This window comes from Desulfobacter sp., assembly GCA_028768525.1.
In the GTDB taxonomy this organism is placed as follows: Bacteria; Desulfobacterota; Desulfobacteria; order Desulfobacterales; family Desulfobacteraceae; genus Desulfobacter.
In genome coordinates, this window is the sequence record CP054837.1 from 3,918,047 (window position 1) to 3,930,348 (window position 12,302).

General features: G+C 52.9%; 14 protein-coding genes. 5 read left to right on the top strand and 9 right to left on the bottom strand.

Annotated features, from left to right (window positions below):
* Positions 1 to 12 precede the first annotated feature (12 nt).
* The gene (locus tag HUN04_17405) at positions 13 to 1,245 is read right to left on the bottom strand and encodes a toxic anion resistance protein (protein ID WDP91380.1); all 1,233 of its coding nucleotides are present in this window, start codon (positions 1,243 to 1,245) and stop codon (positions 13 to 15) included.
* Positions 1,246 to 1,262: 17 nt separating this feature from the next.
* Positions 1,263 to 1,787 (bottom strand): hypothetical protein, encoded by a 525-nt coding sequence (locus HUN04_17410; GenBank protein WDP91381.1) that lies wholly within the window; start codon positions 1,785 to 1,787, stop codon positions 1,263 to 1,265.
* A gap of 244 nt (positions 1,788 to 2,031) precedes the next feature.
* Here HUN04_17410 and HUN04_17415 point away from each other — a divergent pair, with 244 nt between their 5' ends.
* Together HUN04_17415 and typA are read left to right on the top strand one after the other, a co-directional pair.
* A complete protein-coding gene (locus tag HUN04_17415) occupies positions 2,032 to 2,505 on the top strand; it encodes a glycine zipper 2TM domain-containing protein (GenBank protein WDP91382.1) in 474 nt (157 codons plus the stop codon).
* Positions 2,506 to 2,717: 212 nt separating this feature from the next.
* Positions 2,718 to 4,565 (top strand): translational GTPase TypA, encoded by a 1,848-nt coding sequence (gene typA / locus HUN04_17420; protein ID WDP91383.1) that lies wholly within the window; start codon positions 2,718 to 2,720, stop codon positions 4,563 to 4,565.
* Positions 4,566 to 4,596: 31 nt separating this feature from the next.
* Here the strand turns inward: typA and HUN04_17425 are convergent, their stop codons facing one another.
* The gene (locus tag HUN04_17425; GenBank protein ID WDP91384.1) at positions 4,597 to 5,769 is read right to left on the bottom strand and encodes a hypothetical protein; all 1,173 of its coding nucleotides are present in this window, start codon (positions 5,767 to 5,769) and stop codon (positions 4,597 to 4,599) included.
* A gap of 326 nt (positions 5,770 to 6,095) precedes the next feature.
* Between HUN04_17425 and HUN04_17430 the strand changes: the two genes are divergently transcribed.
* Entirely contained in the window at positions 6,096 to 7,097 is a 1,002-nt protein-coding gene (locus HUN04_17430; GenBank protein WDP91385.1) for an aryl-sulfate sulfotransferase, read from the top strand.
* Positions 7,098 to 7,394: 297 nt separating this feature from the next.
* A complete protein-coding gene (locus HUN04_17435) occupies positions 7,395 to 8,387 on the top strand; it encodes a methyltransferase domain-containing protein (GenBank protein WDP91386.1) in 993 nt (330 codons plus the stop codon).
* Between the two features lie 95 nt (positions 8,388 to 8,482).
* On the opposite strand, the gene HUN04_17440 is transcribed toward HUN04_17435, so the two are convergent.
* The 6 genes from HUN04_17440 to HUN04_17465 form a co-directional block, all read right to left on the bottom strand.
* A complete protein-coding gene (locus tag HUN04_17440; GenBank protein ID WDP91387.1) occupies positions 8,483 to 8,869 on the bottom strand; it encodes an Hsp20/alpha crystallin family protein in 387 nt (128 codons plus the stop codon).
* Between the two features lie 33 nt (positions 8,870 to 8,902).
* The gene (locus HUN04_17445) at positions 8,903 to 9,343 is read right to left on the bottom strand and encodes an Hsp20/alpha crystallin family protein (protein WDP91388.1); all 441 of its coding nucleotides are present in this window, start codon (positions 9,341 to 9,343) and stop codon (positions 8,903 to 8,905) included.
* 92 nt (positions 9,344 to 9,435) lie between these two features.
* A complete protein-coding gene (locus HUN04_17450) occupies positions 9,436 to 9,990 on the bottom strand; it encodes an Hsp20/alpha crystallin family protein (protein WDP91389.1) in 555 nt (184 codons plus the stop codon).
* A gap of 100 nt (positions 9,991 to 10,090) precedes the next feature.
* Complete coding sequence (locus HUN04_17455) at positions 10,091 to 10,477, bottom strand: Hsp20/alpha crystallin family protein (GenBank protein WDP91390.1); 387 nt, start codon at positions 10,475 to 10,477, stop codon at positions 10,091 to 10,093.
* Positions 10,478 to 10,525: 48 nt separating this feature from the next.
* Positions 10,526 to 10,972 carry an Hsp20/alpha crystallin family protein gene (locus HUN04_17460; protein ID WDP91391.1) on the bottom strand — a complete coding sequence of 149 codons (447 nt, stop codon included), beginning with the start codon at positions 10,970 to 10,972 and terminating at the stop codon, positions 10,526 to 10,528.
* Positions 10,973 to 11,276: 304 nt separating this feature from the next.
* Positions 11,277 to 11,981, bottom strand: a complete 705-nt coding sequence (locus HUN04_17465) for a class I SAM-dependent methyltransferase (GenBank protein WDP93328.1) — start codon at positions 11,979 to 11,981, stop codon at positions 11,277 to 11,279.
* A gap of 168 nt (positions 11,982 to 12,149) precedes the next feature.
* Between HUN04_17465 and HUN04_17470 the strand changes: the two genes are divergently transcribed.
* A complete protein-coding gene (locus tag HUN04_17470; protein ID WDP91392.1) occupies positions 12,150 to 12,287 on the top strand; it encodes a hypothetical protein in 138 nt (45 codons plus the stop codon).
* Positions 12,288 to 12,302: the final 15 nt, after the last annotated feature.

Genomic DNA, 12,302 nt, shown 5'->3' on the forward strand with positions numbered 1-12,302 from the left:
GTCTCCTGTTGTTTAGGCATCCTGGCGTCTTGTCGTCAGGGCGTCGGTGCGGGCCCTGAATTTTTCATTCATCTGCCCCAGGGCCGTGGAACTCTGGGAGGCGATTGAGATGGTCTCCCTGCAGATCTGGGCATAGGCGTCAAAGGCCTGCTCATAGGTATTGCAGGCCTCTTCCAGGGCCTGGATGTTTACGGTCATGCTCTGGCTCATTTTGGCCCCCTTGACGGCGGCATCCCCGATGACCTTGGCCGTGTCCGTCATGGTTTCTGCGGCCGCCTGCTGAACCATATCCAGGTGGCGCAGGGTTTCCATCTGCTGTTCCGCTGCCACCCTGACGGCCAGGGCGTTTTTCACGGCCGTGGACAGGATCATGTCCGTCCGCTGGACCAGGCGCTGGACCAGGTGGGAGTTTCTCACCATCATTTCCCCGCCGAACCGGGTCTGCAGGTTGGAGTTGTCAATGGTCTGCAGGTCTACCACGGCCATGGCCAGGTCCGAGGTCAGGGTGGTCAGGGCCTCTTTAATCCGGTGATCCTCCACGGTCTGCATGTGGTCCATGAGTTTTTCCCAGATCACCTGGCCCAGGTAAATCTGTTCCTGGAGCCGGGGCTGGATTTCCTTGAGGGTGTCGCATATCTGGGCCAGTTCCGCTGCATCAAAGGCCACCTGGTCGGCGTCCCTTCGCAAATGGTCCCGGATGCCGTCGATGGTGGAGTTCACGGTTTCCCGTCGTTCGGCAATGATTTTGAGGACCTCGTCTCCCTTGGGGAGGCGGTTGACGGTTCGGGTGAACAGGCCCAGCATTTTCTGGGGCAGGGGCATTTCGGTTCTGGACACCATGGTGGGGTTGACCTTGTCCAGCTCGGTTTTTATGGCCAGTATATTTTTGCCCACGGGAGAACTGTCGTCCGATGCCACGTTTTTCAGCACCGATCCCATTTTCCGGTCATAGAGGGAGACCTGGGACTGGGTCTGTTCCATGATTTCCCGGCCCAGGGAAAATACGAAATTCCCCAACTGCCAGTCCGAGGGCTCTGCCTTTACCTTTTCCACAAAGGCTTCTGCCTCGGCTTCAACGGCCTGAATATCCTCCACGGTCAGGTGTTTGGGCTGTACCGGTACCAGCTGGGAGGGGGCCTGGACCGGGGTCAGTGCACCCTGGCCGCCGGCTTCCTGGACTTCGGCCAGCACCGGCGCTTTGGACTGCTGGGCAACTTTTTCAAGTTCCTGGGATAAACTGGTCATTTTTTTCTCCTAAAATTTTATGAAAATTTGCCCGCAAGGAAATGGGCCATGGTTTTGAATTCTGCTGTTTCATTTTTTTCCACGATTTCCCGTGCACGGCGGCTGACATCGTGGAGGTTGTTGATGGTTTCTTCAAACGCCTTGAACTGGTTTTCCCGGCTCTCCAGGGAGAGGTCGAGGAATTCCTTTACCGTGTTGTAAAGGTGGGCACTTCCGATTTTTTTCAGCTCATAGGTGAGGGTTTCCCCGGGATACCGTTCCATCATGGCCGGGATTACGGATTTGAGGTCGTCGATGATTTCTTCGATGTAAAGAATCATGTTTTGCTGGAACTGCCCGTCTTTCCGGATCATGAGGTTCAGTTTGAGCAGGCTGTCCAGGATTTTGGTAAATTCAACCTCTGGAGAATCTGTCCTGGGGGGAGGCGGCGGTTGGAGGTCAGACTCTTTGGCCTTGAATCCCTTATCCCTCATGTTTCTCATGAGCAGTCCGAATCCGATGACTGAGGCAAGGAAAATGGTCACGATAATAATGGTGGTCATGGAAGTAGTCCCTTGTAGTGTTTATATTCAAGAATAACCTATGAAAAATAATGCACCCGGCCCGTTTTTACAAGGGGCCTGATCTGTTAATTTCTGTAACAGGATTACAGAAAAATGTGTAAATTTCAAGGCCGGCGGGGTATTGCCCGGCTTTGCGACTTGACTTTGCCTTCTTAATGTTTACTTATTGCCAAGTACATCAACCATACCCCGGTATAATTGACAGATCACCAGGAGAAAAAATATGGAAAAAATCAGAATATGGGCAAGATGTGTGCTTTTGCTCACGGCAGTGGCCGTGATTGCAGCCGGCTGCGGCCCCAGCCGGTCCGGAAACGTCTATACCAGCGACCAGGCCCTGAAGGCCCATACCTTTGTGGCCGGCACCGTACAATCGGTGAAAGCCGTGACCATTGAGTCGGGCAAGGATCCTGCTGCAGGTGCGGCCATCGGCGGCGTGACGGGCGGGGTGCTCGGGAACACCATCGGCAGCGGGTCCGGAAGAACCGTTGCCACCGTGGCCGGCGCCCTTGCCGGTGCGGCTGCCGGTGCCTTGGCCGAGAAACAGATGAAAACCAAACCGGGCCTGGAAATTGTGGTGGACCAGGATAACGGCCAGAGCATTGTGGTGGTCCAGGAGGCGGATGTCCAGATTGTCCCCGGCGACCGGGTCCGGGTGATTACCTCGCCTGACGGCACCACCCGGGTTTCCAAATAGTATTTGACCGAAAACTCACTCATCTGCCGCGTTGCTTCACAAAGCTGCCAAATTATAAATCGGGCCTCACCTGCTCCAGTAGGCTCCGGTTTCAGTTTTGCTTGGGGCTGCCCTTTAGGGGACGCATTGCATCTGGGCAAGTTTTAGGTATAAAATATAGGTATTTTAGACAGATGAAAGATAAGAATTAAGGTATTTATCAGGGATAATTTATGAAGAAGAACATTGCAGTAAACGATAAGATCAGAAACGTAGCCATCATTGCCCATGTCGACCATGGGAAGACAACCCTGGTGGATGCCATGTTTAAACAAAGCGGCCTGTTCCGGGAGGGCCAGGAGGTGGACGACCGCCTTATGGATTCCATGGACCTGGAGCGGGAGCGGGGAATCACCATTGCGGCCAAGAATTGTTCCGTGACCTGCAAAGGGGTAAAGATCAACATCATCGACACCCCGGGCCATGCCGATTTCGGCGGCGAGGTGGAACGGGCCCTGTCCATGGCCGACTCCGCCATCCTGCTGGTGGATGCCTCGGAAGGGCCGCTGCCCCAGACCCGGTTTGTGCTGAAAAAGACCTTTGAGGCCAATATGCCGGTGCTGGTCATCATCAATAAGATCGACAGGAAAGACGCCCGGCCCGACGAGGTCCTGGATATGGTCTATGACCTGTTCATCGACCTGGACGCCACCGAGGAGCAGCTGGACTTTACCTATCTTTACGCCATCGGCCGGGACGGGATCGTCAAGCGGGAGCTGGATGATGATGTGGATAACCTCAAGGTGCTTTTCGACATTATCCTCGACGAGATGCCCGGCCCCTCCTATGATCCTGAAGCCCCGTTCCAGATGCTGGTTTCCGATCTGGGGTATTCCGACTACCTGGGACGTCTGGCCATCGGCAAAGTCTTCGGCGGATCCGCCGCCTCCAATGCTGCATTGGTCTGTCTGGATGAGGCGGGCAAGCAGAATGCCCTGAAGGTCTCCAAGCTCCAGTCCTACGACGGGGTGAGCCTTAAGCCTGTGGACCGGGCCGATACCGGGGATATTGTGGTCCTGGCCGGCATTGAGGACGTGAAAATCGGTGACACCATCTGCACCCGGGAGGCGCCCCTGGCCCTGCCCCGGATTACGGTGGACGAGCCCACGGTGTTCATGCGGTTCGGCATCAACACCTCTCCTTTTGCCGGCAAAGAGGGCAAAAATGTCCAGTCCCGGAAGATCCGGGACCGCCTGCTCAAGGAGACCCTGCTCAACGTGGCCATCGAGGTGGAAGAGAATACCGAGGATGACAGCTTTGTGGTCAAGGGCCGGGGGGAACTCCAGCTTGCCATCCTCATTGAGACCATGCGCCGGGAGGATTTTGAAATCTGTGTGGGACGGCCCCGGGTAATTTACCGGGAGGAAAACGGCCAGACCCTGGAGCCCATCGAGCACCTCTTCGTGGACTGCGACGAGGATTTCATGGGGGTGGTCACGGAAAAGCTGTCCATCCGCAAGGGCAAGATGACCAACCTGGTGAACAACGGCAAAGGGCGGGTGCGCATTGAGTTCTCCATTCCTTCTCGGTCCCTGATCGGGTACCGGGACGAGTTCATGACCGATACCCGGGGCACGGGCATCATGAATTCCTATCTGTCCGGATATGAGCCCCACCGCGGGGAATTCCCCGTGCGGTACACCGGATCCATTGTCTGTGACCGCCAGGGCAAGGCCGTGCCCTACGCCCTGTTCAACCTGGAGCCCCGGGGCCAGCTTTTTATCGCACCGGGGACACCGGTGTACGAGGGCATGGTGGTGGGCGAGCACAACCGTCATTCAGACATCGATGTCAACCCCTGCAAGGAAAAGAAGCTGACCAATATGCGGGCCTCGGGTAAGGATGAGGCCACCATCTGCTCCCCGGTCAAACCCATGACCCTGGAGCAGGCCATCCATTTCATCCGGGACGATGAAATGGTGGAGGTCACCCCGGAATCCATCCGTATCAGAAAAGTTGAGCTGAATGCCGGCAAACGCCATATCCTGGCCGGCAAGCTTAAAAAGAAAGAGAAGAAATAACAGCTTTTTTGCCTGTTTTAGACATCCCCCTTTATGCCGGCCCCGGTATAAAGGGGGATGTGTTTTTAAGAATCCTGCTGATTTCGGCGCTGTGGGCGGTGAGATTTTCTCTGATGACCTCTAACTCCGATGCCCCGGGATGCCATGCCGCCACTAGATTGGCCGTGACGGCATCAAGTTGAGCCGTGCTGAAATTGAGAATAAAGTCATGGAAGACTTTGGGCAGGTCCCGGGGAAGCCCCTTATCCATCGCACTCTGTCCCGGCCCGGTCTCCGCCTTGCGGGAAAGGGCCCTAAAAAAACCGTTTATTGATGCCTCTGCAACCTCTTTTTTAAGAAATACAGTGGGGCCGGTGCCATCCAGCCGGTCCAGCCGCATGCGCAGAACCGTTGAGAGAAAGAAAAATAATAGGGGTGGAAGCATGTTGCCGTCCCCGGATTCCGCCTCTGCCAGGGGAGAAAATCCCCTGACCGTGGTCAGTCGCACCGGCAATCCCGGTGCTGCCGGATTGACCACAAAATCACCTGCCGCGTGATGCCAGGGGGAAATTCCTGCGCCGGTGCTGACATCATAATATAAGGTGAGGATGTGGGCCGCCTGTTCATAGAGCAAAGCCGCCGCCCCATATGGAAAGTGCCTCACCTCTTCTCCAGGCCCCCAGACCACAATGCACTCCTCCCCGGTTGTCCGGGTCACGTGGAATTCATAGAAGCCCTCCAGCCATTCCCCCAGGAAAAAGGCGGTTTCCATTCCCTTGCCCTTCTGCCGGCCCGCTCCGAATACTGTGGGGATGCAGGCGGGGATGAGGGCGGTACCCAGCCCGGCCATCAGTCCATATTCCTGTTCAACAAGGTCCAGGCCGGGCCGGTCGACGGCCCCGATAAGCACCAGGGTACAGGCGTTGTTTTCACTATCGCTTACTGTCACTTTCAGGGGGTGATAAAATGCCCCGTGTTTTTCCAGGGAAATATCCAGGCGCCCTATCTGCCCACGGCAGCCGGTGAGGGCGGTGACCGCATTGGGCAGCACTGGATTGTCAGAGCGTGTGAGAAAATCTTTGGCTGCCAGGAGATATCGGCCCACGGTGGCGGTACCTGAGGATGGGTGCTGCCCCGGCAGCGGCAGGTCCCAGAAAGGGGAACCTGGAAATATCGGTTGTTTTCTCCCCGATAGGAAAAAGTGAATCTGCTCAGTCCTGATCATACCGCCTCCTTGGTTCAAGCGCTTTCAGTGATTGCGGATTTCCTTTTTATTCCAGATGCCCCCGCTGGCGTCGGATGTCCATGGGCTTCAGCAGGTGTGGGATTGTGCCAAATGGTGTCGTGGAGAAAAAAATGAGCCAATTCCCATTTTGAAGATCGAATCAGTATAGCTGAAGCTTATCCTAATTATCAGCGGGATTGCAAGAAAAATGGTCACCCCGGATGTTGGATCAAAGGCAGTGGCCTTCAACGCCTTCTTGACGGATCAGTTGTCTGGTTGGTAAAATCGTCCATTCCATCAAATTCCACGTATAAGGAGAGATGACGATGAAAATCCTGCCTGTTTTTTATCTGCTCTTTTTGGCCATTTTATCTGCCCATGCCGGCGATTATAAAGTCACCCATTTTGATCAGAACAGGGTGTTTAAGGGGACGACCCTGCTGGCGGATATGTCTGATCCCAGGATTCCAAAGGTTGTTGAAATTGATTTTAAAGGCAATATCCTCTGGGCGTATCGGCCGTCGATGAAGGGGGCGGTTCTGGATGCATCCCGCCTGTCAAATGGCAATACGCTGATCACCATTCACGGTTCGGGCATTTACGAAATCAGCCCGGATAAGAAAATTATCTGGTCCCACAAGGACAGGGCGGCGTCCCACGATGCCGACCGGCTGCCCAACGGGAACACCCTTTACAATCTGGGGTGGCGGGCCAAGGGAGAGGATGTTGTCAGAGAAATAGATCCCATGGGCAATCTCGTCTGGTCCTGGAAAGGGATTGAGGATTACGACAAAGCGCCCTTTGCCGAAATTGATTCAGAAGGATGGATGCACCTCAATTCCGTTACCCGGCTGCCCAGCGGCAACACCCTCGTGAGCATGAGAAATTTTAATACCGTCGCCGAGATTTCTCCCAACGGACGGGTTGTGAGGGAGTGGACATTCAGGGGAAAAGACAGGCGGACCCAGGTGCAGACACAGGGAATCATAGAAGGGGAACGCAATCACGAACCGGAAATCATCGGGGGCGCCACAATGTTGCTGGCCCTGAGGCGGCCCAACCGGTTTGTGGAGTTTGATTTGAACACCCAAAAAATTGTCTGGGAATGGTCCCACCCAAAAGGCAATAAGGCGTTGCGAACCAATCGAGAGGCGAACCGGCTGCCCAATGGAAACACCCTGGGAACGGCAGGGGATAAAATTGTTGAAATCGCACCGGACGGCACTTTGGTATGGCAGGTGCTGGCGCCAAGGGGGCAGAGCAAGAATCACCGGAAATTCCACAAGGCCATCCGGATCGGTGCCAATGGTCAGACATACGGGGGATAACCGCAGATTAATCTATAATGAAAGTAATTGTTGGAAGTATGTAATGGATTTTGATAGAAATAAACAACCCGAACACCTTGGATGGAACAGAAATGTATGGCATTGGCAGCCGGAATGAGAGACTGATGGGCGATGCGTTCGCAGATCGTCGCGGGGAGCCATTATCACAAGGTTCGGGCCGCCAAGGGATTTTGAAACTGGAAAATTTCGATTCATGGAAATGAATTGAACCGCTAACCTGAGGCGGGGATATTCTATACAATAATCGCAAGAAAATCATCATTGGAGGTGGATGCCATGACAATACCCGCCAATCCCCAGGCCATTCTTTCCCTGTCACGTAATTTTATGGAATGCCGGGTCCTTTTGACCGGCGCGGAGCTGGATATCTTCACCTATTTGGCGGAACCGGCTTCGAGCCGGGCGCTTGCCGAAAGGCAGGGCTGGCATGAGCGCCCCCTGGCCGTTGTCCTGGACGCGCTTGCCGCCATGGGGTTGTTAATTAAGGCGGATGGGCAATACCACACCGATCCGGGGCTGCTCCCCTTGTTGACTTCCGGCTCGCCCCGGAGCGTGCTGCCCATGGTCAAGCATGCCGCCACCATCTGGAAGAATTGGTCAAATTTAACCCGCATCGTTGCCGAAACCGGCCGTGCGGACAAAATCCCGGCCCGGTTCGAAGGCGAAGACCAGAAGGCCTTCATCGGGGCCATGCATGTGGTGGGACGGAAGCATGCACCGGCCATTGTCCAGGCGGTCCAGCCGGGGCCGGCCCGGCGGCTGCTCGATGTCGGCGGCGGTTCAGGCACATACACAATGGCCTTTTTGGAGGCCTCTCCCCAAATGTCAGCCACCATTTTTGATCTTCCCGAGGTGGTGGATATGGGCAGGGCCCGGATTGAAGCCTCCGGACTGAAGGACCGTGTTGATTTTGTGGCGGGGAATTTCTACACCGATGCGCTTCCACCGGGGTATGACCTGGCACTTTTGTCCGCGATCATCCACCAGAACAGCCTGGAGCAGAACCTGGCGCTGTATAAAAAGATTTGGACGGTACTGATTCCTGAGGGCCGACTGGTCATCCGGGATCATGTAATGGAAAAGGATAGAACCGCACCGAAATCCGGTGCCATATTTGCCATAAATATGCTGGTCGGCACCCCCGGCGGCGGCACCTATACCTATGAAGAAATTGAAGCCGGTCTGGTCGAAGCCGGTTTCGAAAAGATTCGCTTGATTCAGGGAAAAGACCAGATGATGGGTTTGGTCGAGGCCTACCGGCCGGCCTGACTTTTGGGAACCGGATGGGAAGCCCCTCGCAGAAAGCTTCCCATCCCTATGGCTGGAATGACAATCCCATGGGAGGATACGGATCTCCGGATATCTTATGCGGTCTTTATCTCAATCTGCCTGGGTTTTGCCGCTTCGGATTTGGGCAGGTGCAGTCTTAACACCCCGTTTTTCAATTCAGCCTCCACCTTTTCCACATCAATGTTCTGGGGGACGGAAAAGCTTCTGACATATTCAAGATCCGAGAATTCCTCATAGGCTGCGGCGCCTTCCGTTGCAAGTTTCCTGACACCGGATATGGCCAATGTTCCGTTATCTATATCAACGGAGATGTTTTCTTTGACCACCCCCGGCATGTCTGCATGGAGAAGGATTTCGTCCTCATTTTCATAGATGTCCACCGCCGGGACGGCTTCATATAATTGACGTGTTTTTTCAACCTTTGTCTCTTCCTTTTTGGCGATTTCTTTGGTTTTATCCATGGTAAACCTCCTTTTCATGAATTGATTCTAAAGTTAACTGATGGTGATTTTTTTGGGCTTTGCCGCCTCGTGCTTGGGAAGTGTCAGGTAAAGCACCCCCTCTTTCAGTGTGGCGTCAACCCTTGACGAATCAACATCCGCCGGCAGCGTGAAGCTCCTGGAGAAAGTTCCGGTTCCCCGTTCGGTTTTATGGGGTTTATACCCCTGGGGGGCATCGGATTCCCTTTTGCCGCTGATTTCCAGATAGTTGCCCTGGATTTTAACGTTCAAATCATTTTTTTCGAGGCCGGGCACTTCAGCACGGATCTCAAAATTGTCGCCGTTTTCATAGAGGTTTGTCCGGGGAGTGGTGTGCTTTAAATCCCATCTGTAGCCGGGTGCCCGTCCGTAATCGCTGTAGAGATTGTCCAGCTTTTTCTGAAGAAGATTCATGGTCCCGAACAATCTGTCGATGTCGTTTAATCTTGTATACATAATTCTCCCTCCCTTGATCGGTGGTTTAAATGGTCGGTGGTTGCGTTGTTGCGGGAGCTTCCCCGCTCCTAGTGGATTTATAATTCACCGTGTTAGGCATATTTGATTTCAATCTGCCTGGCCCGGCTGCCTGAACCGGCCATCCGGGGAATGGTGATGTCCAGCACACCGTTTTTAAAGCCCGCTTTAATACGGTCTCTGTCGGCATCTTCGGGCAGGGATAAGGTGCGCTGGAAGGCCCCGTAGGATCTTTCCATCCTGTAGAAATTTTTGTTTTTTTCTTCTTTTCCCTGTCTCTTTTCACCGCAAATGATCAGGGTATCCTGGGCCAGTTCCAGGCTGATGTCCTTTTCGCGGACGCCGGGGATTTCTAGGGAGACCGTGTATGCTTTCCGGGTGGCGCCCAGATTAAGTCTGGGTTTCAGGATGCTGCCGGTGATCCCCTCGGGCGCCCCTGCGCCGGAACCAAAGGGGGACCATCCAAATCCGCTGAAAAGATCATCAAACAGGCGGTCCATTTCATCGTGCAAGCGGGTTAATGACCCGTTCTCTTCACTGCCCCTGTTGAACCTCACAGGAACCCCGTGGCCATTGCCGGTGTTTTCTTTTCTGAACCAATTCCATGGTGCCAGTTTTTTAAGTTCCATTTTTCATCTCCTTATATCTTATTGCATGATTTGCCTGGGCGGGCTGGGCCGAGCACGGTTCAATTCAGCGCGCCTGCGATAAGGGATGATGTTCCCTGTTCTAGGCGGCTTTTATTTCGATCATCCTGGGTTTGGCCGCTTCGGATTTGGGCAGATGCAGTTTGAGTACGCCGTCTTTGAGTTCTGCGTTGACCCGTTGGACATCAATACTCTGGGGAACCGAGAAGCGTCTGACATATTCGATATCGGAAAATTCCGTCCAGTTGGAAGCACCCTTATTGTCAAGCCGCCGGACTCCCGTGAGGGAGAGGGTGCCGTTGTCGATGTTGACGGAAACAGCATCCTTTTGTACTCCCGGCATATCTGCGTGCAACAGGATTTCGTCATCATTTTCATATATGTCAACGGAGGGGATCGCTGTCCTCAGCGCCCGGGTTGTTTCCATGGCCTTTTCTTCTCTTTTGGCAATCTCTTTGTTGTCACTCATGGTAACCTCCTTATTCATTGGTCGTTTATACATTCAGTCCGTCTGTTTTTAGTGGATGGTGATCTGCTTGGGCTTTGCCGCTTCTGACTTGGGCAGTGTGAGGTACAGAATCCCGTCCTTCAGCGTGGCTTCCACCCGGTTTGCATCCACCTCATCGGGGAGGGTGAAGCTGCGTGAAAAGGTGTTGCCGGCGATTTCATTTCTGTGGGCCTTATAGCCATCCGGATTGTCAACTGTCCGTTTACCGCTGATTTCAAGGTAATTGCCCTGGATTTTGATGTTCAGATCCTCTTTGGAAATACCGGGAACTTCGGCCTGGACCTCATAATTGTCGCCATTCTCCAGAAGGTTGGTCCTGGGTGTATCAGACCTCCGCGTAAGATCAGGCCCATACAGCCAGGATGCGTCATGGTCGGTAAAAAGCCTGTCCATTCTTTTGCGGAGCAGATCCATGGCTCCGAACATTCTGTCGATGTCGCTCATTCTTGTAAACATAGTTCTAACTCCTTTTTATGTTTGTGGTTTGGGAGGCTGAGGTTGTTTCGGCCTCCATTTTATTTGAAACTAAAGTAGACATAAAAAATAACATGTCAACATAATTTTCATTACGATTTCAATTTTTATTAGAATAGTAATATAACCGAGTGGTTTTTTAAAAAAGAGCCAAAACTTGATGAAGGAATCGGCATTAAAAATTAGAGGCCTTTTTCTTGATACACGAAAGGGGATGCAACCGGTCCGGGCAACGTTTACGCTTCCCAAACATACGATTAACCTGCTTTCGGCTGGGGGGGGACCGTCAAAACAGGGGCTGAAAAGATGGGCGCTGTTCAAGGGGAAATGGGCTTGGTCTTTTCCGGGCCAGATAAAAGTGGACACTGCCGAAACCGCCGATTTCTGTTGCCCTGTACTCAAAGGGAAATTCCTGAATCAGGGCCTCAATATCCCTGATGGTATCTCCGGCTGAGGCCATTAATTTGGTCAGCCAATAGCCCAACCGGTTTTGATTGGAGGGGTAATCAAAGTCAATCATTAAGAGATTTCCGCCTTCCTTTAGGACGCGGAAGAATTCGGCCATGGCCTGCCTGCCGTTTGGATAGCCTGAAAAGGCCATTGTGTTTACCACCGTATCAAAACAATTGTCAGGAAAAGGAAGGTGCTCCACATTGGCACATTGAAGATGGGCCCGGATTTGCTTTTTGGAAAGGTTTTTTCTGGCGATGTCTATCATATTGTAATTGAAGTCAATGCCGCAGGTCTTGTAACGTCCGGCATATTGCATCAGAAGATAACCGGTTCCAAATGAGGCCTCCAGCACACGGGGGCCCTTAATATAAGGTACCACCTCTTTGATCCAGGTTTTCCACACGGGGAGTAATTTGACAGACAGATCATATAATCGGGCATACCGGGTGTACGCTTTGTCAAGCCTCCTGGTGTAGGCAATGGAATCAAGGGGCTCTCTGGTATAAACGATTTTGTTTTGAGGGACCTTAAGCAACATCATTATTTCCTGGAAAGATGAGTGGTTGCGACAGCGCTTTAACCTTCCATATTTATTATAGAAAAATTGCAAAAAAATGAAAAATAAAAGATAATAAATGCAGGTCGGCCGTATCAGATGCACAGGGCATAACAGGTCGCATTAATTTCAAAAAGAAAGGAAATACACATGTGTGACTGCAAATGTAACCACCCTGAAAAGCTCAAGGATAAACCGGAAAATTGTACACCGGAACAGATCGAGGAATGCCATGGGAAAGACGGGGGACATCCCTGTACCTGCAAAACAGAGGAAAAAGAGAACTGACGGTTTGCCGCGGCT